Annotated in this window: 23 protein-coding genes; 8 read left to right on the top strand and 15 right to left on the bottom strand. The window is 72.9% G+C overall.

The features are described 5' to 3' along the window. Window positions 1-25: 25 nt before the first annotated feature. Complete coding sequence (locus KUM03_RS31080; RefSeq protein WP_217253880.1) at window positions 26-619, top strand: TetR/AcrR family transcriptional regulator; 594 nt, start codon at window positions 26-28, stop codon at window positions 617-619. A gap of 46 nt (window positions 620-665) precedes the next feature. On the opposite strand, the gene KUM03_RS31075 is transcribed toward KUM03_RS31080, so the two are convergent. Further along, a complete protein-coding gene (locus tag KUM03_RS31075; protein WP_217253877.1) occupies window positions 666-2,024 on the bottom strand; it encodes an MFS transporter in 1,359 nt (452 codons plus the stop codon). Between the two features lie 183 nt (window positions 2,025-2,207). Further along, on the bottom strand, window positions 2,208-2,873 hold the full coding sequence (locus KUM03_RS31070) for a TetR/AcrR family transcriptional regulator (protein WP_217253875.1): 666 nt from the start codon (window positions 2,871-2,873) through the stop codon (window positions 2,208-2,210). 180 nt (window positions 2,874-3,053) lie between these two features. Between KUM03_RS31070 and KUM03_RS31065 the strand changes: the two genes are divergently transcribed. Both KUM03_RS31065 and KUM03_RS31060 read left to right on the top strand, forming a co-directional pair. Beyond that, entirely contained in the window at window positions 3,054-3,932 is an 879-nt protein-coding gene (locus KUM03_RS31065) for a shikimate dehydrogenase (RefSeq protein ID WP_217253873.1), read from the top strand. Between the two features lie 14 nt (window positions 3,933-3,946). After that, a complete protein-coding gene (locus KUM03_RS31060) occupies window positions 3,947-5,764 on the top strand; it encodes a bifunctional sugar phosphate isomerase/epimerase/4-hydroxyphenylpyruvate dioxygenase family protein (RefSeq protein ID WP_217253871.1) in 1,818 nt (605 codons plus the stop codon). Here the strand turns inward: KUM03_RS31060 and KUM03_RS31055 are convergent. The 7 genes from KUM03_RS31055 to tkt form a co-directional block, all read right to left on the bottom strand. Further along, window positions 5,751-7,211: a pentapeptide repeat-containing protein gene (locus KUM03_RS31055; RefSeq protein ID WP_217253868.1), complete on the bottom strand. Its 1,461-nt coding sequence runs from the start codon at window positions 7,209-7,211 to the stop codon at window positions 5,751-5,753. The two genes, KUM03_RS31060 and KUM03_RS31055, sit on opposite strands and share 14 nt — an antisense overlap. 79 nt (window positions 7,212-7,290) lie before the next feature. Beyond that, entirely contained in the window at window positions 7,291-8,172 is an 882-nt protein-coding gene (gnd, locus tag KUM03_RS31050; RefSeq protein WP_217253866.1) for a phosphogluconate dehydrogenase (NAD(+)-dependent, decarboxylating), read from the bottom strand. A 1-nt stretch (window position 8,173) separates the two neighbouring features. Further along, a complete protein-coding gene (pgi, locus tag KUM03_RS31045) occupies window positions 8,174-9,832 on the bottom strand; it encodes a glucose-6-phosphate isomerase (RefSeq protein WP_217253864.1) in 1,659 nt (552 codons plus the stop codon). Continuing rightward, window positions 9,825-10,760, bottom strand: coding sequence for a glucose-6-phosphate dehydrogenase assembly protein OpcA (gene opcA, locus KUM03_RS31040; protein WP_217253862.1), 936 nt, complete (start codon window positions 10,758-10,760; stop codon window positions 9,825-9,827). Before opcA ends, pgi begins: the two co-directional genes overlap by 8 nt. Next, on the bottom strand, window positions 10,757-12,535 hold the full coding sequence (gene zwf / locus KUM03_RS31035) for a glucose-6-phosphate dehydrogenase (RefSeq protein WP_217253860.1): 1,779 nt from the start codon (window positions 12,533-12,535) through the stop codon (window positions 10,757-10,759). The genes opcA and zwf overlap by 4 nt, the downstream gene beginning before the upstream one ends. Continuing rightward, window positions 12,532-13,677 carry a transaldolase gene (gene tal, locus KUM03_RS31030; RefSeq protein ID WP_217253857.1) on the bottom strand — a complete coding sequence of 382 codons (1,146 nt, stop codon included), beginning with the start codon at window positions 13,675-13,677 and terminating at the stop codon, window positions 12,532-12,534. The genes zwf and tal overlap by 4 nt, the downstream gene beginning before the upstream one ends. A gap of 37 nt (window positions 13,678-13,714) precedes the next feature. Continuing rightward, window positions 13,715-15,799, bottom strand: a complete 2,085-nt coding sequence (gene tkt / locus KUM03_RS31025) for a transketolase (protein WP_217253855.1) — start codon at window positions 15,797-15,799, stop codon at window positions 13,715-13,717. Window positions 15,800-15,956: 157 nt separating this feature from the next. Here tkt and KUM03_RS31020 point away from each other — a divergent pair, with 157 nt between their 5' ends. Next, window positions 15,957-16,874, top strand: coding sequence for an AraC family transcriptional regulator (locus KUM03_RS31020; RefSeq protein WP_217253852.1), 918 nt, complete (start codon window positions 15,957-15,959; stop codon window positions 16,872-16,874). A 180-nt stretch (window positions 16,875-17,054) separates the two neighbouring features. Here the strand turns inward: KUM03_RS31020 and KUM03_RS31015 are convergent, their stop codons facing one another. After that, complete coding sequence (locus KUM03_RS31015) at window positions 17,055-17,924, bottom strand: IclR family transcriptional regulator (RefSeq protein WP_217253850.1); 870 nt, start codon at window positions 17,922-17,924, stop codon at window positions 17,055-17,057. A gap of 158 nt (window positions 17,925-18,082) precedes the next feature. On the opposite strand from KUM03_RS31015, the gene KUM03_RS31010 reads away from it, so the two are divergent. After that, the gene (locus KUM03_RS31010) at window positions 18,083-19,420 is read left to right on the top strand and encodes a 6-phospho-beta-glucosidase (protein WP_217253848.1); all 1,338 of its coding nucleotides are present in this window, start codon (window positions 18,083-18,085) and stop codon (window positions 19,418-19,420) included. Window positions 19,421-19,926: 506 nt separating this feature from the next. Here KUM03_RS31010 and KUM03_RS31005 read toward each other — a convergent pair. After that, a complete protein-coding gene (locus tag KUM03_RS31005; protein WP_217253845.1) occupies window positions 19,927-21,084 on the bottom strand; it encodes an ATP-grasp domain-containing protein in 1,158 nt (385 codons plus the stop codon). A 282-nt stretch (window positions 21,085-21,366) separates the two neighbouring features. Here KUM03_RS31005 and KUM03_RS31000 point away from each other — a divergent pair, with 282 nt between their 5' ends. Both KUM03_RS31000 and KUM03_RS30995 read left to right on the top strand, forming a co-directional pair. Next, the gene (locus KUM03_RS31000) at window positions 21,367-22,236 is read left to right on the top strand and encodes a metallophosphoesterase (protein WP_217253843.1); all 870 of its coding nucleotides are present in this window, start codon (window positions 21,367-21,369) and stop codon (window positions 22,234-22,236) included. Further along, window positions 22,233-22,913 (top strand): 4'-phosphopantetheinyl transferase superfamily protein, encoded by a 681-nt coding sequence (locus tag KUM03_RS30995; protein WP_217253841.1) that lies wholly within the window; start codon window positions 22,233-22,235, stop codon window positions 22,911-22,913. The genes KUM03_RS31000 and KUM03_RS30995 overlap by 4 nt, the downstream gene beginning before the upstream one ends. A gap of 53 nt (window positions 22,914-22,966) precedes the next feature. On the opposite strand, the gene KUM03_RS30990 is transcribed toward KUM03_RS30995, so the two are convergent. The 3 genes from KUM03_RS30990 to KUM03_RS30980 form a co-directional block, all read right to left on the bottom strand. Continuing rightward, window positions 22,967-23,203 carry a hypothetical protein gene (locus KUM03_RS30990; RefSeq protein ID WP_217253839.1) on the bottom strand — a complete coding sequence of 79 codons (237 nt, stop codon included), beginning with the start codon at window positions 23,201-23,203 and terminating at the stop codon, window positions 22,967-22,969. Window positions 23,204-23,342: 139 nt separating this feature from the next. Next, entirely contained in the window at window positions 23,343-23,882 is a 540-nt protein-coding gene (locus tag KUM03_RS30985) for a toxin-antitoxin system, toxin component (RefSeq protein WP_217254081.1), read from the bottom strand. A 32-nt stretch (window positions 23,883-23,914) separates the two neighbouring features. Beyond that, window positions 23,915-24,571 carry a helix-turn-helix transcriptional regulator gene (locus KUM03_RS30980; RefSeq protein WP_217253837.1) on the bottom strand — a complete coding sequence of 219 codons (657 nt, stop codon included), beginning with the start codon at window positions 24,569-24,571 and terminating at the stop codon, window positions 23,915-23,917. Between the two features lie 232 nt (window positions 24,572-24,803). Here KUM03_RS30980 and KUM03_RS30975 point away from each other — a divergent pair, with 232 nt between their 5' ends. Beyond that, window positions 24,804-25,463, top strand: a complete 660-nt coding sequence (locus KUM03_RS30975) for a hypothetical protein (protein WP_217253835.1) — start codon at window positions 24,804-24,806, stop codon at window positions 25,461-25,463. Window positions 25,464-25,472: 9 nt separating this feature from the next. On the opposite strand, the gene KUM03_RS30970 is transcribed toward KUM03_RS30975, so the two are convergent. Next, window positions 25,473-26,279, bottom strand: a complete 807-nt coding sequence (locus KUM03_RS30970) for an ABC transporter ATP-binding protein (protein ID WP_217253833.1) — start codon at window positions 26,277-26,279, stop codon at window positions 25,473-25,475. Window positions 26,280-26,290: the final 11 nt, after the last annotated feature.

The following is a 26,290-nucleotide window of genomic DNA, read 5'->3' as shown; positions in this document are numbered from 1 at the left end:
GCGCGACGGTGCAGGGAGGCCGGCGATGGGGAAGCCCGAACGGGGACCGAGGGAGCGGATGGTCTTCAGCGCCGCCCAGCTCATCCGCCGCGACGGCGTGCAGGCGACCGGGATGCGCGACGTCGCCGCGCACGCCGGGGCGCCCCGGGGATCGCTCCAGCACTACTTCCCCGGCGGCAAGGAACAACTCGTCGGCGAGGCCCTGCGGTGGGCGGGACGGTACGCGGCCGAGCGGGTCGACCGCTTCCTGGCGGCGATGGAGCGGCCGACTCCGAGCGGGCTGTTCGCGGCGATGGTGACCCAGTGGACCGACGAGTACGAGGCCGCCGGCTTCGCCGCCGGGTGCCCGGTCGCGGCGGCGACGGTGGACTGCGCCGGGAGCAGCGACGCCACCCGCGAGGCGGCCGCCGACGCCTTCGCCACCTGGACCCGGCCGGTCGCCGACGCGCTGACCGGCATGGGCGTGCCCGCGGCCCGGTCCGAGCCGCTCGCCACGCTGATGATCAGCGCCCTGGAGGGGGCGATCGTGATCACCCGCGCCGAACGGGACGTGCGGGCGCTGACGACCGTCGCCCGCGAACTGGGGCCGCTGCTGGACGCCGCCGTCATGCCCGCGTGAAGCCGCCGGCGGCCGCATCACGGGCGGCGGGCCGGCGGCCACCGGCTCAGACCGTCACCGTCTCCGGCTTCGCGGCCTCCGCGCGGACCCGCTCGCCCAGCTCCTCCGTCGGCACCCGGTGGGTCTCCCGGGCCGACAGCGCGGCGATCACCGGCGGGACGCACAGCGCCGCCGTGAACAGCGCCACCGCGAACCAGTCGTCGCCGTCCGGACCGGCGATCTGCGCGGCGAACGTCACCGCGAACCCGGCCACCGCGAAGCCGATCTGCGTGCCGATCGCCACGCCGGACAGGCGGACCCGGGTGGAGAACATCTCGCCGTAGAAGGCGGGCCACACGCCGTTCGCGGCGCTGTAGACGACACCGAAGGCGACGATGCCGGTGAGGAAGGTGAGCGGGTACGAGCCGGCCGAGATCGCCCACAGGTACAGGAACATCGTCACCGCGCTGCCCACCGCGCCGATCAGGTACACCGGGCGCCGGCCGATCCGGTCGGACAGCGTCGCCCACAGCGGGATGGCGGCGAGCGCGACGACGTTGGCGAGGGCGCCCACCCACAGCATGGCGGTACGGGACATGCCGACCGAGTCACTGGTGGCGTACGCCAGCGCCCACACCGTGAAGATCGTGCTGACCGAGGCGATCAGCGCACCCGCGACCACCCGCAGCACGTCCGCCCAGTGGTCGCGCGCCAGCACGGCCAGCGGCATCTTCGCGACGCCCTCCGTGGCGGTCTGCTGCGTGAAGGCCGGCGTCTCGTCGAGCCTGCGGCGGATGACGTAGCCGACGACCGCGACCACGACGCTCAGCCAGAACGGCACGCGCCAGCCCCAGGTCAGCAGGTGCTCCTCGGGAAGCGCGGCGACGGGGAGGAAGACGAGGGTGGCGAGCAGCTGCCCGCCCTGGGTGCCGCTGAGGGTGAAGCTGGTGAAGAAGCCGCGTTTGCCGGGCGGCGCGTGTTCGAGTGTCATCGAATTGGCGCTGGCCTGCTCGCCCGCCGCCGATATGCCCTGGAGGACCCGGCACAGCACCAGCAGGACCGGGGCGAGCGTGCCGACCTGGTCGCGCGTGGGCAGACAGCCGATGAGGAACGTCGAGACGCCCATCAGGATCAGCGTGAACACCATGATCTTCTTGCGGCCCATGCGGTCGCCGATGTGGCCGAGGAAGAACGCGCCGACCGGGCGGGCGGCGTACGCGACGCCGAACGTGGCCAGCGACAGCAGGGTCGCGGTGGCCGGGTCGGACTCGTCGAAGAAGATCTCGGGGAAGATCAGGGCGGCGGCGCTGCCGTAGATGAAGAAGTCGTAGTACTCCAGCGCGCTGCCGATCCAGGCGGCGGTCGCCGCCTTCTTCGGCTGGCCGGGCGGGGCGGCGCCCTGGGAGGCGGGGGCGGGGACGGACACGGCGTTGCTCCTTCGGGGGACTCCACGGTAGGCGGAGTGAGCGGAGGGGAGAAGTGCCGATCGACTAATTAACCCACTGGGTAGTTAGTCGCGGTTGGGAAGGGATGTTGCGCGCACGTTTCCCGTGTGTCAAGGGGTCCCGTCGCCCGGCCGGCAGGTCCTGGCGCTCCGGAGCGGGAACGCTCAGTCCGCCGCGCGCTCCGCCGTCAGGTAGGCGATCACCATGTCGCCGAGCATGGTGCGGTAGTGCTCGCGCTGGTCCGGGGCGACCAGGTCGCGGCCGAACAGGGCGCCGAAGGTGTGCCGGTTGGCGACCCGGAAGAAGCAGAAGGAACTGATCATCGCGTGCAGGTCGACGGCGTCCACGTCGGCCGTGAACAGACCCGAGCGCTGCCCCTCCTCCAGGATGCGGCGGATCACGTCGAGGGCCGGGGAGCCGATGCTGGCCAGCATCTCCGAGGACGCGATGTGCTCGGCGTCGTGGATGTTCTCGATGGAGACCAGGCGGATGAAGTCGGGGTGCCGTTCGTGGTGGTCGAAGGTCACCTCCGCCAGGCGCCGGATGGCCGCCACCGGGTCCAGGTGCTCGACGTCGAGCTGCTGCTCGGCCTCCCGGATCACGCCGTACGCCCGCTCCAGCACGGCCGTGAACAGCTGTTCCTTGCCGCCGAAGTAGTAGTAGATCATCCGCTTGGTGGTGCGGGTGCGGGCGGCGATCTCGTCGACGCGGGCCCCGTCGTAGCCGGCCCGGGCGAACTCCCGCGTCGCCACGTCGAGGATCTCGGCCTGGGTGCGGGCGGCGTCGCGGGTACGCGTGCCGGATCGTGCCGGTTCGTCGACGCTGGTCATCGGGTTCCTTCGGGGGCCGGGGCGGAACTGCGGGCGGGGGGCGTGCGGCTGTGAGCGGTGACGTGCGGTGATTGTAGAAGCCCCGGCCTTCCCATCCGTCCCGGCCTCCTGCTATGACTAACGTACTGGTTCGTACATTGTTCGCTCGGGCACGGACCCGAGCCGCTCAGGAGGTCCCCGGTGGCCAAGGACTCGTATCTCGTCGGGCTGATCGGCTCCGGCATCGGCCCGTCGCTCAGCCCGGCACTGCACCAGCGGGAGGCCGACCGGCAGGGTCTGCGCTACCTGTACCGGCTGATCGACATCGACACCCTCGGGGTGCCGCCCGAGGCGGTGGGCGACCTGGTGCGCGCGGCCCGGAACCTCGGCTTCGACGGGCTGAACATCACCCACCCGTGCAAGCAGCTCGTCATCGAGCACCTGGACGCGCTCGCCCCGCAGGCCGAGGCGCTCGGCGCGGTCAACACGGTCGTCTTCGACGACGCGGGCCGGGCGACCGGTCACAACACCGACGTCACCGGCTTCGCCGCGTCCTTCGCCCGGGGCCTGCCCGACGCGCCGCTGGAACGGATCGTGCAGCTCGGCGCCGGCGGTGCGGGCGCGGCGGTCGCCCACGCCACGCTCACCCTGGGGGCCGGCCAGGTCACCGTCGTGGACGCGCTGCCCGACCGCGCCGCCGCCCTCGCCGCCCAGCTGAACCGGCACTTCGGCGAGGGACGGGCCGCCCACGCCACCCCGGACCGGCTGCCCGCGCTGCTGACCACCGCCGACGGCATCGTGCACGCCACCCCCACCGGCATGGCCGCCCACCCCGGCCTGCCCCTGCCCGCCGTCCTGCTCCGCCCCGGGCTGTGGGTCGCGGAGGTCGTCTACCGCCCGCTGGAGACCGAGCTGCTGCGCGCCGCCCGCGCGCTGGGCTGCGCCACCCTCGACGGGGGCGGCATGGCCGTCTTCCAGGCCGTCGACGCGTTCCGCCTGTTCACCGGGCGGGAACCCGACGCCGTGCGGATGCTCGCCGACATCGCCGACCTGGCCGGTGCCGTCGGCACCCCGAAGTAGGAAGAGGTACCGACGTGCGGACGTCCATCGCCACCGTCTCCCTCAGCGGCTCGCTCACCGAGAAGCTGACCGCCGCCTCCCGGGCGGGCTTCGACGGCGTGGAGATCTTCGAGAACGACCTGCTGGCCAGCCCCCTGACCCCCGAGGAGATCCGCGCCCGCTGCACCGACCTCGGCCTCTCGATCGACCTCTACCAGCCCATGCGGGACATCGAGGCGCTGCCCGAGGAGGAGTTCGCCCGCGCCCTGCGCCGGGCCCGGCACAAGTTCGAGCTGATGGGCAGGCTCGGCGCGGACACCGTCCTGGTCTGCTCCAGCGTCTCCCCGCACGCCCTGGACGACGACGCCCTCGCCGCCGAGCAGCTGAGCCGTCTCGCCGACCTGGCCGAGGACCACGGGGTCCGCGTCGCCTACGAGGCGCTTGCCTGGGGCCGGCACATCAGCACCTACGACCACGCCTGGCACGTGGTCGAGAGCGCCGGGCACCCCGCGCTCGGCACCTGCCTCGACAGCTTCCACATCCTCTCGCGCGGCAGCGACCCCAAGGGCATCGAGGACATCCCCGGCGAGAAGATCTTCTTCCTCCAGCTCGCCGACGCGCCGCTGCTCGCCATGGACGTCCTCCAGTGGAGCCGCCACTACCGCTGCTTCCCCGGCCAGGGCGGCTTCGACGTCGCCGGACTGGTACGGCACGTGCTGCGCGCCGGGTACGACGGCCCGCTCTCCCTGGAGGTCTTCAACGACGTCTTCCGGCAGTCCGAGGCCGGCCCCACGGCCGTGGACGCCCGGCGCTCCCTGCTGACCCTCCAGGAGACCGTCGGCCTCGCGACCCCGCCCGCGCCCGCCCCGCCCACCGGGATAGCCTTCGCCGAACTGGTCACGCCCGACGCCGCACCCGTCTCCGCCGTACTGGGCGCGCTGGGCTTCACCCGGGTCGCACGGCACCGGGGCAAGCCCGTCGACCTGTGGCAGCACGGCGACGCGCGCGTCCTGGTCAACACCGGCCCGGCCGAACGCCGCGACGGCACCCGGCTGGCCGCCGTCGGCCTGGAGTCGCCCGACCCCGCCGGTGCGGCCCGCCGCGCCGAGGCCCTGCTCGCACCGGTGCTGCCGCGCCGCCGCGCACCCGGAGACGCGGCCCTGGAGGCGGTCGCCGCTCCCGACGGCACGGAGCTGTTCTTCTGCGCGACCGGACGCCCCGGAAGCCCCGGACGACCCGGAGCGGCGCCCGACTGGCGCGCCGACTTCGAGGACGTCGCCCACCCCTCCCACGACGGCGAACCCTGGCGCGTCGACCACCTCTCCCTCGCCCAGCCCTGGCACCAGTTCGACGAGGCCGCGCTCTTCCACCGCGCCGTGCTCGGGCTGCGCCCACAGGAGAGCGTGGACGTCGCCGACCCCTACGGCCTGCTGCGCAGCCGCGTCGTCAGCACCGACGACGGCGCCGTCCGCATCGCCCTGACCGTCGGCCCGGCACCCACGGACGACACCGCGCACGCCCAGCACATCGCCCTGGCCACCGACGACGTGGTCGCCGCCGCCCGCCGCTACCGGGCGGCCGGAGGCACCGTGCTGCCGATCCCCGCCAACTACTACGACGACCTCGCCGCCCGCTTCGACTTCGCCGACGGGGAGCTGGAGACGTACCGGGAGCTGGGCATCCTCTACGACCGCGACGCGCACGGCACCTTCCGGCACTGCTACACCCACACCGTCGGCCGCATCTTCTTCGAACTCGTCCAGCGCGACGGCGGCTACCGGGGCTACGGCGCGGCGAACGCGCCGGTCCGGCTGGCGGCGCAGCACGCGGTGCGCGGGTTCACTGGCGGCTGACGGTGCGGGTCAGACCCGTGATCACCGTCGTGGCCAGGATCCACCCCGTGATGATGAGGACGTACGCCAGCGTCTGGTAGCCGCCCTCGGGAGCGAAGGCGTTCTCCTGCCCGAAGGAGATCACCGGCAGCAGCAGGTCCAGGGTGTAGAACACCGGGTCGAAGTCGGGGGACTCGGTGGGCTTGAGCGGCGGCGGATGGTGCAGTCCGTAGGCGACCGAGCCGACCGCGAGCAGCGACAGCAGCCAGCCGCCGGCCCGCAGCGGCCGGAAGCCGTAGCCGACCGTGACGTCCTGGAGGTGCCCCCACAGTCGGCCGTACCAGGGCAGGGTGCGCCGGTGCCGCCGCTGCTTGGCGAGCTGGACCCTGCGGGCCGCGTCGTCGTCGCCGATCCTGCGGTAGGAGGCGGTCAACTGTTCGTAGATGAAGGGCAGATAGCTGTCGCCCTTCTCCAGCATCGGCAGCCGCCGCTCGGCGGGCTCGTGCGGGATGAGTGACGTGTACGTGAGGTCGTTGAGCTGGACCCAGTCCGGCACGACCTCCGGTTCGAGGAACAGCACGTCCACCTGGGTGCGGCGGAGATTGAGGACGCCCTCCACCACCGGGCCCTGCCGCAGCCACAGTTCGCCGATGACGCAACTGCTGGCCCGCAGCGCGGTACCGCCCGGGTTGGCCAGGCGCGCGTGCGAGAGGTCCAGCCGGCCGGGTATGCGCGCGCCGCGCAGCTCCAGCCGGCCCAGCACCTCGGCGTCGCGCAGCAGTACGTCGGACTCGGCCGCCAGCGTCTCCGCCTTCAGCGCGGTGCCACCGGGCCGGTCGAGCACCGCGTCGGTGAGGTTGACGGTCCCGGCCACCCGGGCGCCGTCGAGCCGCACCTCGCCGCGCGCCTGGAGGCCCGGTGCCCAGAGGTCGGCGCCGAGCACCGCCTGGTTGAGCTGGAGCACCGGCCCCTCGGTGTCCGGCGCGTGGAGACGCGCGCTCTCCAGGTACAGGCTCCCGGTGACCTCCGCGCCTCCGAGCCTCACCATCCCGGAGAACCGGGCGCGGGTCAGCCGCAGCACCCCCTCCACCCGGACGGCGTGCGAGATGAGTCCGGGCAGCACGGACTCGCTCAGGTTCACCTCGCGCAGCCGCGCTCCGTACAGGCGCGGCACGTCCTCGAAGTGGCAGTGCCGCAGCCGCACGGGGTGGTCGACCGTCGCGTACTGGAGTTCCAGGGCGCCGGTGACGCGCACTCCCGCCAGATTGAGCGCGGGCACCTCACCGTCCGCGCGCGGACCGTCCAGGAGCAGTGCCCGCAGCACACCGGCGCGGACGGTGCGTTCGGCGCCCCAGGCGTCGCCGTCGGAGGGGTCCTCGTCGTCGGCTGCGCGGAAGTCCACGAGGGTGCCCGTGGCGAACGCCCGCCAGACGCGCGTCTCGGCCGGTGTCAGGTCGTTGATCTCCATCAGGGATGGACTCTGACCCGAACCGGCCGATCGCGTCAACGCGCTTTCCGGCTCGCCCCGACGGGCGCCCGGTGAGCGCCTACTTCTTGGCCGCCTCCACCGCGTGGCCGCCGAACTGGTTGCGCAGCGCGGCGATCATCTTCATCTGCGGCGAGTCGTCCTGCCGGGACGCGAACCGCGCGAAGAGCGAGGCCGTGATCGCGGGCAGCGGCACGGCGTTGTCGATGGCCGCCTCGACGGTCCAGCGGCCCTCGCCCGAGTCCTCCGCGTAGCCGCGCAGGTTGTCCAGGTGGTGGTCCTCGTCGAGGGCGTTGACGGCCAGGTCGAGGAGCCAGGAGCGGATGACCGTGCCCTGCTGCCAGGAGCGGAAGACCTCGCGGACGTTGTCCACCGAGTCGACCTTCTCCAGCAGTTCCCAGCCCTCGGCGTAGGCCTGCATCATGGCGTACTCGATGCCGTTGTGGACCATCTTGGAGAAGTGCCCGGCGCCGACCTTGCCCGCGTGGACGTAGCCGTAGGGGCCCTCGGGCTTGAGCGCGTCGAAGATGGGCTTGAGGTCGTCGACGGTCTCCTTCTCGCCGCCGACCATCAGCGCGTAGCCGTTCTTCAGACCCCACACGCCGCCCGAGACACCGGCGTCGACGAAGTTGATGCCGTGCTTGGCCAGTTCCTCGGCGTGCTTCTCGTCGTCCGTCCAGCGGGAGTTGCCGCCGTCGATGACGGTGTCGCCGTGCCTCAGCAGGGTCGCCAGCTGGTCGATGACGCCCTGGGTGGCGGCGCCGGCCGGCACCATCACCCAGACCGCGCGCGGCCGCTCCAGCTGCTCGACGAGGTCGACGAGGCTGCCCACGTCGGCCTTCTCCGGATCGGTGTCGTATCCGACGACCGTGTGGCCGGCGTTGCGCAGGCGCTCGCGCATGTTGCCGCCCATCTTGCCGAGACCCACAAGACCGATCTGCATGTCAGTGCACTTCCTTCAGTTCACGGTAGGCGGCCACCAGCGCGGCCGTGGACGGATCGAGGCCGGGCACGTCAGCGCCCTCGGTCAGGGCGGGCTCGACGCGCTTGGCGAGGACCTTGCCGAGCTCGACGCCCCACTGGTCGAAGGAGTCGATGTTCCAGACCGCGCCCTGGACGAACACCTTGTGCTCGTACAGCGCGATCAGCTGGCCGAGGACGGAGGGCGTCAGCTCACCGGCCAGAATCGTGGTCGTCGGATGGTTGCCCTTGAAGGTGCGGTGCGGCACCTGCTCCTCGGGCACGCCCTCCGCGCGGACCTCGTCGGAGGTCTTGCCGAAGGCCAGTGCCTGCCCCTGGGCGAACAGGTTGGCCATCAGCAGGTCGTGCTGGGCCTTCAGCTCGTCGCTCAGCTCGGCGACGGGCCGGGCGAAGCCGATCAGGTCGGCCGGGATCAGCTTGGTGCCCTGGTGGATCAGCTGGTAGTAGGCGTGCTGGCCGTTGGTCCCCGGCGTGCCCCAGACCACCGGCCCGGTCTGCCACTGGACCGGCCGCCCCTCGCGGTCGACCGACTTGCCGTTGGACTCCATGTCCAGCTGCTGGAGGTAGGCCGTGAACTTCGACAGGTAGTGGCTGTACGGCAGTACGGCGTGCGACTGGGCGCCCAGGAAGTTGCCGTACCAGACGCCCAGCAGGCCCAGGATCAGCGGGGCGTTGGCCGGGGCCTCGGCGTTCTGGAAGTGCTCGTCGACGATGCGGAAGCCGTCGAGCATCTCCCGGAAGCGGTCCGGGCCGATGGCGATCATCAGGGACAGCCCGATCGCCGAGTCGTACGAGTAGCGGCCGCCGACCCAGTCCCAGAACTCGAACATGTTGGCCGTGTCGATGCCGAAGTCCGAGACCTTCTCGGCGTTCGTCGACAGGGCGACGAAGTGCTTGGCGACCGCCTTCTCGTCGCCCCCCAGGCCGTCCAGCAGCCAGGAGCGGGCCGAGGTCGCGTTCGTGATCGTCTCGATGGTGGTGAACGTCTTGGACGCCACGATGAACAGCGTCTCGGCCGGGTCCAGGTCCCGCACCGCCTCGTGCAGGTCGGCGCCGTCCACGTTCGACACGAAGCGGAAGGTCAGCGAGCGGTCGGTGAACGCCCGCAGCGCCTCGTACGCCATCGCCGGACCGAGGTCGGAGCCGCCGATGCCGATGTTGACGACGTTGCGGATGCGCTTGCCGGTGTGGCCGGTCCACTCGCCGGAGCGGACCCGGCCGGAGAAGTCGGCCATCTTGTCCAGCACCGCGTGCACCTTGGGGACGACGTTCTCGCCGTCGACCTCGATCACCGCGTCCCGCGGGGCGCGCAGCGCGGTGTGCAGCACCGCCCGGTCCTCGGTGATGTTGATCCGCTCGCCGCGGAACATGGCGTCGCGCAGCTCGGACACGCCGGTCGCGGCGGCCAGCTCTCGCAGCAGGGCCAGCGTCTCGTCGGTGACCAGGTTCTTGGAGTAGTCGATGCGCAGGTCGCCGACGCGCACGACGTACCGCTCGGCCCGCCCGGGGTCGTCGGCGAACAGCTCGCGCAGGTCCGGGCGCGGCAGCGCGTCCTTGCGGTGGTCCGCCAGCGCGGTCCACTCGGGACGCCGGTCGAGCTTCGGGGTGTCGGTGTCAGACATGAACAGGGGTCTCCTTGCCGGCCTCGCCGCGCAGGGCGATGGCGTACATGTCGTCCGCGTCGAGGCGCCGCAGCTCCTCGGCGATGAGTTCGGCGGTCGAGCGGACCTTCAGCGCGAGGGAGCGCGGAGGCTGGTCGGGCAGGGTCATCGTGGCGATCGGTCCCTCGGGCCGGTCGATGACGATCTCCCCGTTCGCGGTCCCGAGGCGGACGGCCGTGACGACCGGGCCGTCGGTGATCACACGGTCGACCGTGACGTGCAGCCGCGCCTCCAGCCAGCGGGCCAGCAGCTCGGCCGCCGGGTTGTCCGCCTCGGCCTCCACGGTCGCCGAGGTCACCGGCACCCGGGCCTGGTCCAGGGCGGCGGCCAGCATGGAACGCCACAGCGTCAGCCGGGTCCAGGCCAGGTCGGTGTCGCCCGGAGCGTAGGTGCGGACCCGGCGCGCCAGGGTCTCCATCGGGCGCTCCACCGCGTACAGGTCGGTGATGCGGCGCTTGGCCAGCGCGCCCAGCGGGTCCCCCGCGGGGTCGTCGGGCGCGTCCACCGGCCACCACACGACGACCGGGGCGTCCGGCAGCAGCAGCGGCAGCACGACCGAGTCGGCGTGCTCGGAGACCTCGCCGTACATCCGCAGCACCACCGTCTCGCCGGTGCCGGCCTCCGAGCCCACCCGGACCTCGGCGTCGAGGTGCGAGCGGGTGCGGTCGCGCAGGTTGCGCGGGTGCCGCTTGATCACGACCAGGGTGCGCGAGGGGTGCTCGTGCGAGGCCTCCTCGGCCGCCTTGATCGAGTCGTAGGCGTTCTCCTCGTCCGTGACGATCACCAGCGTGAGCACCATGCCCACGGCCGGCGTGCCGATGGCGCGGCGGCCCTGGACCAGCGCCTTGTTGATCTTGCTTGCCGTGGTGTCGGTCAGGTCGATCCTCATGGCCTGCGCCAGCTCCGTCCGTCTCGTGCGAGCATCTCGTCGGCTTCCCGCGGTCCCCAGCCGCCCGAGGCGTACTGCGCGGGCTTCCCGTGCGTGCCCCAGTACTCCTCGATCGGGTCGAGGATCCGCCAGGACTCTTCCACTTCCTGGTGACGGGGGAACAGGTTCGCGTCGCCCAGCAGCACGTCCAGGATCAGCCGTTCGTACGCCTCCGGGCTGGACTCCGTGAAGGACTCGCCGTACGCGAAGTCCATGGACACGTCCCGGATCTCCATCGACGTGCCCGGCACCTTCGAGCCGAACCTGACCGTCATGCCCTCGTCGGGCTGGACGCGGATGACGATCGCGTTCTCGCCCAGCTCCTCCGTCGCGGTGGAGTCGAAGGGGGAGTGCGGGGCCCGCTGGAAGACGACCGCGATCTCGGTGACGCGGCGGCCCAGGCGCTTGCCGGTGCGCAGGTAGAAGGGGACGCCCGCCCAGCGGCGGTTGTCGATGCCCAGCTTGATCGCCGCGTAGGTGTCGGTGGCGGAGGCCGGGTCGATGCCCTCCTCCTGAAGGTAGCCGGGCACCTGCGCGCCGCCCTGCCAGCCGCCCTCGTACTGCCCGCGTACGGTGTGCTCGCCGAGGTCGTCGGGCAGCCGCACGGCCCTCAGCACCTTCAGCTTCTCGGTGAGCAGCGACGGCGCGTCGAAGGAGGCGGGTTCCTCCATCGCGGTGAGCGCGAGGAGCTGGAGGAGGTGGTTCTGGATGACGTCGCGGGCGGCGCCGATACCGTCGTAGTAGCCGGCCCGGCCGCCGATGCCGATGTCCTCGGCCATGGTGATCTGCACGTGGTCCACGTAGGACCGGTTCCAGATCGGCTCGTACATCTGGTTGGCGAAGCGCAGCGCCAGGATGTTCTGGACCGTCTCCTTGCCCAGGTAGTGGTCGATGCGGAAGACCTGCTCCGGGTCGAACACCTCGTGCACCAGCGCGTTCAGCTCGCGGGCGCTGCCCAGGTCGTGCCCGAACGGTTTCTCGATCACCGCGCGGCGCCAGGAGCCGTCCGGGGCGTCGGTCAGCCCGTGCTTCTTGAGCTGCTGGACGACCTTCGGGAAGAACTTCGGCGGCACCGACAGGTAGAAGGCGTAGTTGCCGCTGGTCCCGCGCGAGGTGTCCAGTTCCTGCACGGCCTTGCGCAGCTGTTCGAACGCCTCGTCGTCGTCGAAGTCGCCGGGGATGAAGCGCATGCCCTCGGCGAGCTGCTGCCAGACCTCTTCGCGGAACGGCGTGCGCGCGTGCTCCTTGACCGCGTCGTGCACGACCTGCGCGAAGTCCTGGTTCTCCCAGTCGCGGCGGGCGAAGCCGACCAGGGAGAAGCCCGGCGGCAGCAGGCCGCGGTTGGCCAGGTCGTAGACGGCCGGCATCAGCTTGCGGCGGGACAGGTCGCCGGTGACGCCGAAGATGACCAGTCCGGACGGGCCCGCGATCCGGGGGAGGCGGCGGTCCTGGGGATCGCGCAGGGGGTTGCTCCAGTCGAGGGGCGCGACCGGCTCGACGGCCTTGCCGACCGTCTCCGTCGCGGTGGCGCCCTTCGCGGCACCGGCCGTCCCCGACTTCTTCCCGGCCCGGGCGGACCTGGACGGCTTGCCGGTCTTCGGCGCCCCGGCCGCGCGGGACTCCTCGGCCTCCTGGGCGTGCAGCGGCCCCGCCGCCTCCCGGGCGGTCTCGGCCTCCTTGGCCTCCTTCGTCGCCTTGGTCTCGCCGACCGTCTCAGCGGGAAGGTCCTCGCTCATTCCCCGTCAACTCCCTTGCTGTCGAGGGACTTCGTCACGGCGTCCAGCAGGTCCTGCCAGGCCACCTCGAACTTGGCCACGCCCTCCTGCTCCAGCTGCTCCACCACCTCGTCGTACGAGATGCCGAGCCGCTCCACCGCCGCGAGGTCGGCCCGGGCCTGGGCGTAACCACCGGTGACCGTGTCGCCCCGTACGTCGCCGTGGTCGGCGGCGGCGCGCAGGGTGGCCTCCGGCATCGTGTTCACGGTGCCGGGAGCGACCAGCTCCTCCACGTACAGGGTGTCCCGGAATGCCGGGTCCTTCACCCCGGTCGACGCCCACAGGGGACGCTGGGCGTTGGCGCGGGCTCCGGCCAGGGCGGTGAAACGGCTGCCCGCGAACAGGTTCTCGTACGCCTCGTAGGCCAGCCGCGCGTTGGCCAGCGCCGCCTTCCCCTTCAGCGCCAGGGCCTCGTCCGTACCCAGCACCGTCAGCCGCTTGTCGATCTCGCTGTCGACCCGGGAGACGAAGAAGGAGGCCACGGAGTGGATGCCGGCGAGGTCCAGCCCGGCCGACTGCGCCTTCTCCAGACCGGCGAGGTAGGCGTCCATGACCTCGCGGTAGCGCTCCAGGGAGAAGATCAGCGTGACGTTGACGCTGATGCCGGCGCCGATGACCTCGGTGATCGCCGGGAGACCGGCCTTCGTCGCCGGGATCTTGATCATCACGTTGGGGCGGTCGACCAGCCAGGCCAGCTGACGCGCCTCGGCGACCGTGGCCGCCGTGTCGTGGGCGAGCCGCGGGTCGACCTCGATGGAGACCCGGCCGTCCCGCCCGCCGGTCGCGTCGAACACCGGACGCAGCACGTCGGCGGCGGCGCGGACGTCGGCGGTGGTCATCATGCGGACCGCCTCGTCGACGGTGACGCCCCGGGTCGCGAGGTCGGCGAGCTGCTCCTCGTACCCCTCGCCGGAACCGATGGCGGCCTGGAAGATCGACGGGTTGGTGGTGACGCCGACGACGTGCTTGGTCCCGATCAGCTCGGCGAGGTTGCCGGACTCGATCCGCCGCCGCGACAGGTCGTCCAGCCAGATGGAGACGCCCGCCTCGGACAGGCGTCGCAGTGCTCCCGCGGTCGCGGTTGCTTCGGTCACAGTGATCATCTTCTCTTTCTGCTTGTGCGTACTGCGTGCGTCCGGCTCAGCCGCGGGAGGCGGCCAGGGAGTCCCTGGCGGCGGCGGCCACGTGCTCGGCGGTGAAGCCGTACTCGGTGAACAGGGTCTTGGCGTCGGCGGAGGCGCCGAAGTGCTCCAGCGACACGATGCGGCCCGCGTCGCCCACGAAGCGGTACCAGGTCAGGCCGATCCCGGCCTCCACGGCCACCCGGGCCCGCACGGCGGGCGGCAGCACGCTCTCCCGGTACTCGCGGGTCTGCTCCTCGAACCACTCCACGGACGGCATCGACACCACCCGCGCGGGCGTGCCCTCGGCCTCCAGCGTCTCCCGCGCGGCCACGGCGAGCTGGACCTCGGAACCGGTGGCGATCAGGATCACCTCCGGGCTGCCCGTGGAGGCGTCGGCGAGGACGTAGCCGCCGCGTGCCGCGTCCGGGTTCGGCTCGTACGTCGGCACGCCCTGCCGGGTGAGCGCCAGACCGTGCGGGGCCGGGTGGGTGGAGTGCCGCTTGAGGATCTCCGCCCAGGCGATGGCGGTCTCGTTGGCGTCGGCCGGACGGACCACGTTCAGGCCGGGGATGGCCCGCAGGGCGGCCAGGTGCTCGACCGGTTGGTGGGTCGGACCGTCCTCGCCCAGGCCGACGGAGTCGTGTGTCCAGACGTACGTCACCGGGAGCTGCATCAGCGCGGACATGCGCACGGCGTTGCGCATGTAGTCGGAGAACACCAGGAAGGTGCCGCCGTAGATCCGGGTGTTGCCGTGCAGGGCGATGCCGTTCATCTCCGCCGCCATCGAGAACTCGCGGATGCCGAAGTGGATGGTGCGGCCGTACGGGTCGGCCTCCGGCAGCGGGTTGCCCTCGGGGAGGAAGGACGACGTCTTGTCGATCGTCGTGTTGTTCGAGCCGGCCAGGTCGGCGGAGCCGCCCCACAGCTCCGGCAGCACCGGGCCGAGTGCCTGGAGGACCTTGCCGGAGGCGGCGCGGGTGGCGACCGCCTTGCCGGTCTCGAACACCGGCAGGGTGTCCTCCCAGCCCTCGGGCAGCCGGCCCGCGACCACGCGGTCGAACAGCGCCGCCTGCTCGGGTCGGTCGCTCCGCCACGTGGCGATCCGCTTGTCCCAGGCGGCGTGCGCCTCGGCGCCCCGGTCCAGGGCCCGGCGGGTGTGGGCGAGGACGTCGTCGGCGACCTCGAAGGACCGCTCGGGGTCGAAGCCGAGGACGCGCTTGGTGGCGGCGACCTCGTCCTCGCCGAGGGCGGAGCCGTGGGAGGCCTCGGTGTTCCGGGCGTTCGGGGCGGGCCACGCGATGATCGTGCGCATGGCGATGATGGAGGGGCGGCCGGTCTCCGCCTTCGCCGCCGTCAGTGCCGCGTACAGGGCGTGCACGTCGACGTCGCCGTTCTCGGCGGGCTCGACGCGCTGCATGTGCCAGCCGTAGGCCTCGTACCGCTTCAGCACGTCCTCGGAGAACGCGGTCGCGGTGTCGCCCTCGATGGAGATGTGGTTGTCGTCGTAGAGGAGGACGAGGTTGCCGAGCTTCTGGTGTCCGGCCATCGACGAGGCCTCGGCGGAGACGCCCTCCTGGAGGTCTCCGTCGGAGACGATCGCCCAGACGGTGTGGTCGAAGGGGGACTCGCCGGCCGGGGCCTGCAGGTCGAACAGGCCGCGCTCGTAGCGGGCGGCCATCGCCATGCCGACGGCGTTAGCGACGCCCTGGCCGAGCGGTCCGGTCGTCGTCTCCACGCCCGCCGTGTGCCCGTACTCGGGATGCCCGGGCGTCTTCGAGCCGTGCGTGCGGAACGCCTTCAGGTCGTCCAGCTCCAGCTCGTACCCGGCGAGGTAGAGCTGGGTGTAGAGGGTCAGCGAGGTGTGACCGGGGGAGAGGACGAAGCGGTCACGGCCGGTCCACTCCGGGTCGGCGGGGTCGTGCCGCATCACCTTCTGAAAGATCGTGTACGCGGCCGGAGCGAGGGCCATCGCCGTGCCGGGGTGGCCGTTGCCGACCTTCTGCACCGCGTCGGCCGCCAGAACACGGGCGGTGTCGACGGCACGCCGGTCGAGTTCGGTCCATTCGAAGCGGTCCGCGCTGTCCACTGTGTGCGTGCTCATCTTCAAGAAATCCTCGATCGGAGCCGGGTAGCTGGTCTGACGTGTTCAAACTTAAAAGTCTGACTTTTGAGAGTGAAGGTCGTGATGTGCCAGCCTTTGGTGAAACTGGGACACGCCCCGGCGCGCGGGCGCACGGGCGGGACGGCACGAGAAGGACATGGCGGACGAAAACCAACAAGACGGCGACGGTGGCCCGAAGAGCGGCGACGGGATCAGAACGGTCCCCTTCCCGGTCGATCTCAGCCTCCTCGGCGTCGGAATGCAGGTCGGCCCCATGGGCGCCGGCCGCACCTGGCACGCGCACGCCCCACTGCACCGCGTGCACCGCATCGACTTCCACGTCGTCATGCTCTTCACCGGCGGCCCGGTCCGCCACATGATCGACTTCGCCGAGTACGAGGCGACGGCCGGCGAGCTGCTGTGGATCCGGCCCGGACAGGTCCACCGCTTCTCGCCGGACAGCGAGTACCGCGGAACGGTGCTGACCATGCAGCCCGGCTTCCTGCCCCGCGCCACCGTGGAGGCCACCGGCCTCTACCGCTACGACCTGCCGCCCCTGCTCCGCCCCGACGAGGCGCGGCTCGCCGGGCTCACCGCCTCCCTCGACCAGCTCCGCCGCGAGTACGAGGACGCCACCACCCTGCCGCTGAGCCTGCACACCGCCGTACTGCGCCACACGCTCTCCGCGTTCCTGCTGCGCCTCGCGCACCTCGCGGCCAGCTCCGCGCGGGAAGCGAGCCCGGGGTCGGCGTCCGGGGACACGACGTTCACCCTCTTCCGGGACGCCGTCGAGCGGGGCTTCGCCAACAACCACAGCGTCAGCGCCTACGCGGACGCGCTCGGTTACTCCCGCCGCACCCTCGTCCGCGCGGTGCGCGCCGCCACCGGCCAGACGCCCAAGGGATTCATCGACAGACGCGTCGTCCTGGAGGCCAAGCGGCTCCTCGCCCACACGGACATGCCGATCGGCCGGGTCGGCGCGGCGGTCGGCTTCCCGGACGCGGCGAACTTCTCGAAGTTCTTCCAGCAGCACACGGACCAGACGCCGGCGGCGTTCCGGGCGGAGCTGCGCTGAGGCCCGCACGACGGCGCACACGACGGCACCCCCCGGCGAGGTGCCGCAGTGCACGGTGGCCCAGACGGTGTTGAGGCCCTGGGGGTCCTCCACGGTGTCGATCTCGCCGACCGCGGGCCAGTTTTCAGTTCCGGGAGGCTCCCGGGGCATCCGGTAAGCGGTCGATCCCACAGGCGGCGGTCAATCCGCCGGGCGGTCCTCGCCGTACGCCTGTCCGGGCGGCAGGCCCCCGGCACCCGCAGGTCCCGCGTCCGCCGGGCGCCACCCCAGCGCCCGTGACATCCCCCGCCCGGCCAGTCGTACGGCGGGCATCAGCGTCGGCACCCGCGCGCCCGCGTACGGGACGACGACCGAGACGGCGGCGGTCACCGCGCCGTCCGGGCCGTGCACCGGAGCGGCCACCGACAGGGCGTCGTCCGTGACCTGCCGGTCGCTCACGGCGGTGCCGGTGCGCCGCACCTCGGCCAGCACCCGGCGCAGCCGGGCCGGATCGGTGAGGGTGTACGGCGTGAACGAGGCCAGCGGGCCCGCGAGGTAGGCCTCCTGGTACTCGGGCCCGGCGAACGCGAGCAGGGCGAGGCCGACCCCGGTGGCGTGCAGCGGCCAGCGGGCGCCGACGCGGATGTGCACGCCGACCGACGAACGGGCCGCCAGCCACTCGGTGTAGACGACGTCGTCGCCGTCCCGCACCGCCAACTGCACGTTCTCGTGCGTCGCCTCGTACAGGTCCTCGAGATACGGCAGCGCGACCTGCCGCAGGGCGAGACCGCGCGGGGCGAGCGCGGCGATCTCCCAGAGCCGCAGCCCCACGTGGTAGACGCCCGACTCGTCCCGCTCCAGTGCGCCCCACTCGGTCAGCGCTCCCACCAGCCGGTGCGCGGTGGTCAGGCTCAGCCCGGCCCTGCGGCCGATGTCGGTCAGGCACAGCGCCGGATGCTCGTGGTCGAACGCGGCGAGCACGGACAGCAGCCGGCCGGCCGCGGTGGGGGCGCCCCCGCCCGCACGGTGTCGGGCGTGGGGGAGCGGCCGGGACTGGGGGACGGCGGTCATGGCGGGGCACCTCTTCGGGAGGGGCGGGGCAGCGTTCCGGCAGAGCGTACGACCCGCGCCGGGCCCCGCACAGGGGTGCCGAGGTAGGCCGGAAGCCGGGCCGGACGTGCCATGATCGGCGCCGGACGCACATGGGCCGGCGACGGAGGGGTACGGGCGTGAGGCTGACGATTCTGGGCGGCGGCGGATTCCGGGTGCCGCTCGTGTACGGGGCGCTCCTCGGGGACCGCGCCGAGGGGCGGGTGACCGACGTCGTCCTGCACGACCTCGACGCGGACCGGCTGTCGGCGGTGACCCGGGTGCTGGCCGAGCAGGCGGCGGAGGTGCCGGACGCGCCCGCCGTCACCGCCACGACCGACCTGGACGAGGCGCTGCGCGGCGCCGACTTCGTGTTCTCCGCGATCCGCGTCGGCGGCCTGGAGGGGCGGGCCCACGACGAGCGGGTGGCGCTCGCCGAGGGCGTCCTGGGGCAGGAGACGGTCGGCGCGGGCGGCATCGCCTACGGACTGCGGACCGTGCCGGTCGCCGTCGACATCGCGCGCCGGGTGGCCCGGCTGGCGCCGGACGCCTGGGTCATCAACTTCACCAACCCGGCCGGTCTCGTCACCGAGGCCATGTCCCGGCACCTCGGCGACCGCGTCATCGGCATCTGCGACTCGCCGGTCGGCCTCGGCCGCCGCATCGCCCGGGTGCTGGGCGCCGACCCGGACCGGGCCTTCATCGACTACGTCGGCCTCAACCACCTCGGCTGGGTCCGCGGCCTGCGCGTCGCAGGCCGGGACGGACTCCCCCGGCTGCTCGCCGACCCCGCGCTGCTCGGTTCCTTCGAGGAGGGCCGGCTCTTCGGCCCCGAGTGGCTGCGCTCGCTCGGCGCGGTCCCCAACGAGTACCTGCACTACTACTACTTCAACCGCGAGACCGTCCGCGCCTACCAGGAGGCCGACCGCACCCGCGGCGCGTTCCTCCGCGACCAGCAGGCACGCTTCTACGAGCGGATGCGCCACGAGGACGCCCCGGCGCTGGCCGCCTGGGACCGCACCCGCCACGAACGCGAGGCCACCTACATGGCCGAGAACCGGGAGACGGCGGGCGCCGGTGAGCGCGAGGCCGACGACCTGTCCGGCGGCTACGAGAAGGTGGCGCTGGCGCTGATGCGGGCCGTCGCCCGCGACGAGCGAGCCACCCTGATCCTCAACGTCCGCAACCGCGGCACGCTGTCCGCCCTCGACGCCGACGCCGTGATCGAGGTCCCGTGCCTGGTCGACGCGAACGGCGCCCACCCGGTGGCCGTGGACCCGCTGCCGGGTCACGCCACGGGTCTGGTCTGCGCCGTCAAGGCGGTGGAACGGGAAGTCCTGGCGGCGGCCGACTCGGGCTCCCGCGCGTCGGCCGTCCGCGCCTTCGCCCTGCACCCCCTGGTCGACTCGGTCAACGTCGCCCACCGCCTCGTCGAGGGTTACACGGCGGTCCATCCGGGCCTGGCGTACCTGCGGTAGGGCCCGGCACGCCGCACCCGGCCGGACCCCACAGCCGCCCCTGGAGCGGGCCACGGCCGGGGCCGGGTGCGCGGGTCCGCCGGTGCGGGCCGGCGGTGGGGTGGTGTTGTGGCGCGTCACCGTCGGCCGTCGTGTCGTGTGCGCGTCGATTCCACGGGTGTTCTGGCAGGGTGGCAGCGGCCGGGAGCGGGTGTGTGGGTCCACCCGTGCGGGCCGGTGCGGTGGCGCCGTCATGCCCCACCGCCCGCCTCCGCGTCGAGGCGGCGGCGGTGCACCGTGCTGCCCGGGAGGCCGGGGTGCGGCGCCCGGTGCCGGACGTCGTGATGGCGTACGGCTGCGGGAGCCGGCGCGGTGGGCGGTCGGGCCCTGCGCGCGGGGCCCTTGCATCTGCCCGCCGGTCACTCGGTGCCCGCGGGCGAGTCATCCGGTGGGTTGCCAGTCGCCCGGTGCTTGTGGGCCGGTCACCCGGGGGACCCCTGGAGGCTGCTCGTCCCCGCGCGGAGCGTCTACGCGGGGGCGCCGGCCGCCGGGTCGGGGGCGACGGCGCCGGCCGGGCTGGTGCGCGGTGCGGCGGGCGCCCGGCGGGGCACGGGCGCCGGCGCCGGGGCGGCGGTGAGGTCCGTGCGCGGGTGGGGCACGGGGACCGGGCGCAGTGGACGCGGCCCGGACACCACCGAGTAGTCCTGGCCCAGGAACGGCGGTACCACCTCGCCCGGATCGTCCCCGAGGGCCAGCCGGACCGCCGCCCACGGCGCGTTGATCCCGCACAGCGCCAGCTGGTGCAGCCCCCCGGCCGGGCGGGTGTTGACGTCCATCAGCACCGGCCGGTCCCCGTACATGCGGAACTGCACGTTGGACAGGTGGTGCAGCCCGAACGCCTCGGCGATCCGCCGGGCCGGGGCCAGCCACTGCTCCTGGAGGGTGAACCCGCGGCGGCGACCGTTCTTGGTGCGGCCCACGGCCATGCGCACGCGGTCGTCGGGACCGGTGAGGCAGTCCACCGACACCTCCGGCTCCTCCAGCCGCGGCATCACCAGCCAGTCGACGGGTTCCTCGGCGGTCCGCAGCGCCTCGACGACCAGGGGCAACGGGACGTACGGGCTCGGGAAGCCGTTCAGGTGGGTGAGGGAGAAGGGGTCCCGGGTGACCGTCCGGAAGCCCACGCCGCCCGCGCCGGACGCCGGCTTGAAGCACGCCTGATGGCCGTGCGCCTCCAACTCCTCGACGGCGGCCACGAGCTCGTCCGCCGTGCGCACCCGCCACCACGGTGGCACCGGCACACCGACCGCCCGGACCGCCTCGTAGGCGATCACCTTGTCGTGGAAGACCGCCACGGCCTCGGGCGGCGGCGCCAGCAGGGCCGTGCCGGCCGCCTCGAACTCCGCGCGGTGGGCGACGATCGCCGTCTGGTGCAGACGCGGGACGAACACGTCGATGCCGCGTCGCGCGCACTGGTCCAGCGCGAACTCGACGTAGCCCGCCGCGGACAGGCCCTCCGGCTCCAGGTCGGCGGTGTCGGCGGCGGCCAGCACGGGAGAGTCCGGGTCGCCGTGCGTGGCGTGGATCTCGACGGCCCGGTCGGCGGGATTTCGCCGCAGCTGATCCATGAAGAAGACGTTCTCCGCGTACGTGCGGTTGAGCCAGACGCGTACGGGAGAAACCATGCAGGCCGCCTTTCACGGTTCGCGGGCAGGGCGGAGCGGGCCGTGCCCGGCCAGGGGGTTGGAGGGACACCGAGCCGCCCTGCGCGAAGGGTGAATCGGGGCGGTGGTGTTGGGGCGATCATAGGGGTACGCACGCCTGCGAGTGCAAAGTGCGCCACCCGGACGCCGCAGTGCCGGGGCGGGGCGGCCGGAAGCCCCTGGCCGGACCCGGCGGGACTCGCTTGTGACCGGTGCCGCGGTTGTGATCTCGTGGCGTCGAGCGCGTGTCCGGAAGGGGTGGGTATGACGTCGGCGACCGGTGACCCGAGGCGCATGTGGGCCATCAGCGACCTGCACATCGGATATCCGGAGAACCGCGCGCTCGTGGAGGGGATGCGCCCCGGCTCCGACGACGACTGGCTCCTGGTCGCCGGCGACGTGGCGGAGACCGTCTCCGACATCCACTGGGCACTCGGGACCCTCGCGGACCGCTTCCGCCGGGTCGTGTGGGCCCCCGGCAACCACGAACTGTGGACCCACCCCAAGGACCCCGTCACCTTGCGCGGCGCCGCCCGCTACGAGCACCTCGTCGAGGTGTGCCGGGACCTGGGCGTGACGACGCCCGAGGACCCCTACCCCGTGTGGGACGGGCCCGGCGGCCCGGCGGTGGTCGCGCCGCTCTTCCTGCTGTACGACTACTCGTTCCTGCCCGTCGGGTGCGCGACCAAGGACGAGGGACTGGCCTGCGCCCGCGGCACCGGCATCGTGTGCAACGACGAGTCCCTGCTGCACCCCGACCCTTACCCGAGCCGTGACGCCTGGTGCCGGGCCCGCGTCGCCGGGACCGAGCGCAGGCTCGCCGAGCTCCCCACCGGCCTGCCGACCGTCCTCGTCAACCACTACCCGCTGGACCGGCACCCCACCGAGGTCCTGTGGCACCCGGAGTTCGCCATGTGGTGCGGCACCCGGCTGACCGCCGACTGGCACCGCAGGTTCCGGGTCGACACCATGGTCTACGGGCATCTGCACATCCCCCGGACCACCTGGCACGAGGGGGTCCGCTTCGAGGAGGTGTCGGTGGGTTACCCCCGTGAATGGCGCAGACGGAGCCGACCGCCGGGCGAGCTTCGCCGCATCCTGCCCCCGCCGGCCCGTCGGGAGGCGGCCCGGTGATCGAGGAGCTGCTGCCCGACACGGTCGTCACCGTGGAGGCCCAGGGCGTCGACGACGCGGGGCACCTGCCCCTCCTCCCGGAGGAGGAGCCGCTCGTGGCGCGGGCGGTCGCCAAGCGCCGCCGGGAGTTCACCGTGGTGCGGTCCTGCGCCCGCCGGGCCATGGCGAAGCTGGGCGTGCCCGCCCGGCCCGTGCTGAACGGCGAGGGCGGCGCGCCCGTCTGGCCCGAGGGGCTGACCGGCAGCATGACCCACTGCGACGGCTACTGCGCCGCCGCCCTCGTACGCGTCACCGATCTCGCCTCCCTCGGTATCGACGCCGAACCCGACGGGCCGCTCCCGGACGGCGTCCTGCCCGGCGTCGCCCTGCCCGCGGAGACGGCGCGGCTGCGCCGGCTGGCCCGGGAGCATCCCGGTGTCCACTGGGACCGGCTGCTGTTCAGCGCCAAGGAGTCCGTCTACAAGGCGTGGTTCCCCCTCACCCGACGGTGGCTGGACTTCACCGAGGCCGACATCGAGATCACCGTGGACCCGGGCGACCCGCGCCGCGGCACCCTGCGCGCCGCGCTCCTGGTGCCGGGACCGACCGTGGGCGGCCGGCGCCTGACCCGCTTCGACGGCCGCTGGACGGCCCGGCACGGCCTGGTCGCCACGGCCGTCACGACCCCGTACGCCTGACCCGGCACGACCCCGCACGCCTGACCCACCAGGACGCCCGCGCATCCGACCCCTCAGCTCGTCGGGCACCAGCTGCGCAGCAGCCGGAAGAACGCCTCCTCGTTCCCCGCCAGCCCCGCGGCCCGCAGTGCCTGCTCGGCCTCGGCCAGCACGGAGGGCGGTACGACGGCGGGCCGGGACGCACCGGCCGGTCCCGGCGCGGCGTCGAACCCGGCCCGGACGGTGTGCAGCAGCCGCAGGTAGGCCTGCACGGCCGTGCGCTCGTGATCGGTCAGTACGGCGGTGGTCATCGGTCGGCTCTCCCCACAACGACGTCAGCGGTCACGCGCCCCCGCCCCCGGCGGCGGCACATTCCCAGCTTGCCGCCCACCACTGACAATCGCGCCGAGCCGCGCCCCGTGCCCGGCCCGGCACCAGCCGATCGAGGCATCAGCCCGGGTAGCCCAGCGACGCGCCGATCCGGCCCGCCAGGTGGTCCCGCTGCACCGGGCCGCGCAGCGGCGAACCGTCCAGCCACGTCCGGCACTTGCTGGCCAGCAGCAGACCGAAGGACTCCGCCTCCTTCTCCTCGGCGAGGTCGAAGCGGGAGCGTGCGGCGACCGCGCGCACGGTGGCGCGCAACGCCTCCTCGTCCGGGTCCGGGCCGTCCCCGTCCAGCAGCCGGGCCGCTACCCCACCACCCTCGAAGTGGTGCCCGTGGTGCCCGGCCTGCATGTGCCACAGCTCGTGCCCCAGGATCACCAACTGGTGGTCGGGCGCGGTGCGTTCCTCGACCACGACCAGATCCTGCTCGGCCATGTCGAGCCACAGGCCGCTGGCCGTCCCCGGTGGAAAGGCGGCCGTGCGGAACAGCACCGGACGGCCCCGGCGCCTGCTCATCGCCCCGCACAGCGCCGCGTACAGCTCGCCGGGCGGCGCGGGGGCGGGGAGCGTCAGCTCCTCGACCAGCTCGCCGCACAGGCGGCGCATCTCCTTGCCGATGCCCACGTGTCTCCCCACACTCACGACTCGGGCCGCTTGACGCTCTCCAGGAGCATGTCCAGCCACTCGGCGACCTTGTCGCGGTGCTGGTCGGTGGGGAGTTGGGCGGCCCGCCAGGCGATGCCGCGCACGCCGTGGTCCTGGAGCAGCCGCTCCAGCGGGTCCTCGGCGGCGGCCGTCGCCGCCCGCTCCCGGTCGGCGAGCTGCTGCAGCAGTTCCTGCTCGGTGTGCTGGAGCGCCACCGCCAGCGCCTCGGGGTCCTCGGCGGTCAGGAAACCGGCGTGCACCCGGAAGAAGCGCTGGATGGCGTCGCAGTGCTCCATGGTGGGCCGCCGGTCGCCGTTGATCAGAGCGCCCGCCTGCTGCCGGGACATACCGGCGCCGTCGGCGATCTCCTGCTGCGTGTACCTGCGGCCGCTGGGCTTGAGCCGGGTGCGGCGCAGCAGGTCCAGGCGCTGTACGAAGCGGGCCTGCACATCGGGTTCCCCGGCGGGCCGGCCGCTCAGCAGCGCCGCGGTCACGGGCTCGGGGACGCCGGAGGCGGCGGACAGGCGGCCGATGTCGAAGACCTCCGCGGGCGGCACCCCGAGCCGGTCCGCGAGTGCGGTGACGCGGGCGACGACGGCGGGCAGCGCGGCCGTCGGCAGGGCGCCCGGACCCTCGAAGCCATCCGTCACCGACAGCTCTCCTACGTCTCTCACAGGCCTCACAGGCTTCTCACAAGCGGTTGCCGTGAACTTCCCGGAGAGTAACCTGCCGCTCGAACTCACATCCAGGTCTCGCCACAACTGTGGCCTATTTCAGCCGTCAACAGGCACGAAATGCCACGATAGTTGACACGCCTCGCGTCGGGGCACCAGGATCGGGACGCCGCGAGAAGGCCGCATAGGCAAGAGGGGTGACCTCCCGATGGCATTTCAGGCAGGAGAGCAGCGGCCGGCGCCGCGGCCCGCTCCCGCGACCCCCGAGGTCCAGGCGTATCTCGAGGACTACACGGCGTTCCTGGAGGCCGTCCCCTTCCCCTCCTTCGTCGTCGACCACCGCTGGGACGTGGTGCTGCACAACGGCGCCTTCCGGACACTTTTCCAAGGTGCCGGACCGCACTCGACGGCGATGCCGGGCGACAACTTCCTCCGGTTCGTCCTGTTCCACCCGGACGCGTCCGCGGTCCTGGGGGACCACGAGTCGAGCTGGTGCCTGCCCATGCTGGCGCACTTCGCCGCCGCCCTCGAGCGGTACGGCCACGACCCCGGCCTCCAAGCCGTCCGCCGGGACATCGCCCAGGACCCGATCATGGAGGCCGCCTACCGCCAGGGCCTGCCGCACTGGATCCGTGCCGTCGGCGCCGAGGCCGTCGAGCACGACGGCGCCGTACGGCCGCTGCACCACCCCGACCCGCGCCGGGGCACCACCGAGTGCCGGGTCGTGGTCGAGACGCCCAGGGTCCTGGCGGAGCTGGGCTACAGCCGCCTGACGCTGGTCCTGCGCGAGCCGCGCCGCACCCCGCCCCGTCTCGCGCGGCCCCGCCGCACCGCGGCCCACCTGAGAGTGGTCCCGGCCCCCGAGTGACCGGGTCCGTCACTGCCGCGGCAGGCCCGACTTGACCGGCCGCTCCGTACCGCGCTTCGCCGCCTGGATCTGCTCGTACACATGGGTGCGCAGCTCGGCGAAGCGCGGGGCCACCCGGGTGTGCACCTGGTCCCGCCCGTCCGGCAGGTCGACCTTCAGCTGCTCCCGTACGACGGTGGGGGAGGCGGACAGCACGACCACCCGTTCGCCCAGGTAGACGGCTTCGTCGATGTCGTGCGTGACGAACAGGATCGTCATCGAGCGCTCCCGCCACAGCCGTCGCACCAGGTCCTCCAGATCGGCGCGGGTCTGCGCGTCCACCGCCGCGAACGGCTCGTCCATCAGCAGCACTTCGGGCTCGTACGCCAGCGCCCGCGCGATCGCCACCCGCTGCTGCATGCCCCCGGACAGCTGCCACGGGTACGCCCCGGCGGCGTCCGCGAGCCCCACCGAGGCGAGGGCGTCCGCGACCAGTTCCCCGCGCCGCGCCCGGCTCAGGCCCTTCTTCTGCTTCAGCGGCAGTTCGACGTTCTCGCCGACCCGCATCCACGGGAACAGGCTGCGCCCGTACTCCTGGAAGACGAACGCCATGCCGTCAGGCGGGCCGTCCACCCTCCGCCCGGCCAGCACCACCTCACCGGCCGTCGGCCGCAGCAGTCCGCCCACGCACTTCAGCAGCGTCGTCTTGCCGCAGCCGGAGGGGCCGACCAGGCACACCAGTTCCCCGGCCGCCACCGAGAAGGTCAGGTCGCGGACCGCCTCGACGCGCCGCCCCGATCCCTCGTACACCTTGTTCAGGCCGCGTACGTCGAGCATGGACCGCCCTT

Source organism: Streptomyces sp. AC602_WCS936 (assembly GCF_019049125.1).
Lineage (GTDB): Bacteria > Actinomycetota > Actinomycetes > Streptomycetales > Streptomycetaceae > Streptomyces.
This window is presented reverse-complemented; position numbering and strand designations above follow the sequence as displayed.

Bases quoted from the DNA above. Each gene is read 5' to 3' on its own strand.
- KUM03_RS31055 (WP_217253868.1), bottom strand. From the start codon at position 7,211: ATGGAGATCAACGACCTGACACCGGCCGAGACGCGCGTCTGGCGGGCG.
- KUM03_RS31020 (WP_217253852.1), top strand. From the start codon at position 15,957: ATGGCGGACGAAAACCAACAAGACGGCGACGGTGGCCCGAAGAGCGGC.
- KUM03_RS30985 (WP_217254081.1), bottom strand. From the start codon at position 23,882: ATGCGCCGCCTGTGCGGCGAGCTGGTCGAGGAGCTGACGCTCCCCGCC.
- KUM03_RS31070 (WP_217253875.1), bottom strand. From the start codon at position 2,873: ATGACCAGCGTCGACGAACCGGCACGATCCGGCACGCGTACCCGCGAC.
- KUM03_RS31000 (WP_217253843.1), top strand. From the start codon at position 21,367: ATGACGTCGGCGACCGGTGACCCGAGGCGCATGTGGGCCATCAGCGAC.
- tkt (WP_217253855.1), bottom strand. From the start codon at position 15,799: ATGAGCACGCACACAGTGGACAGCGCGGACCGCTTCGAATGGACCGAA.
- tal (WP_217253857.1), bottom strand. From the start codon at position 13,677: ATGATCACTGTGACCGAAGCAACCGCGACCGCGGGAGCACTGCGACGC.
- gnd (WP_217253866.1), bottom strand. From the start codon at position 8,172: ATGCAGATCGGTCTTGTGGGTCTCGGCAAGATGGGCGGCAACATGCGC.
- KUM03_RS31015 (WP_217253850.1), bottom strand. From the start codon at position 17,924: ATGACCGCCGTCCCCCAGTCCCGGCCGCTCCCCCACGCCCGACACCGT.
- KUM03_RS30975 (WP_217253835.1), top strand. From the start codon at position 24,804: ATGGCATTTCAGGCAGGAGAGCAGCGGCCGGCGCCGCGGCCCGCTCCC.
- opcA (WP_217253862.1), bottom strand. From the start codon at position 10,760: ATGAGGATCGACCTGACCGACACCACGGCAAGCAAGATCAACAAGGCG.
- pgi (WP_217253864.1), bottom strand. From the start codon at position 9,832: ATGTCTGACACCGACACCCCGAAGCTCGACCGGCGTCCCGAGTGGACC.
- zwf (WP_217253860.1), bottom strand. From the start codon at position 12,535: ATGAGCGAGGACCTTCCCGCTGAGACGGTCGGCGAGACCAAGGCGACG.
- KUM03_RS31005 (WP_217253845.1), bottom strand. From the start codon at position 21,084: ATGGTTTCTCCCGTACGCGTCTGGCTCAACCGCACGTACGCGGAGAAC.
- KUM03_RS30970 (WP_217253833.1), bottom strand. From the start codon at position 26,279: ATGCTCGACGTACGCGGCCTGAACAAGGTGTACGAGGGATCGGGGCGG.
- KUM03_RS30990 (WP_217253839.1), bottom strand. From the start codon at position 23,203: ATGACCACCGCCGTACTGACCGATCACGAGCGCACGGCCGTGCAGGCC.
- KUM03_RS31080 (WP_217253880.1), top strand. From the start codon at position 26: ATGGGGAAGCCCGAACGGGGACCGAGGGAGCGGATGGTCTTCAGCGCC.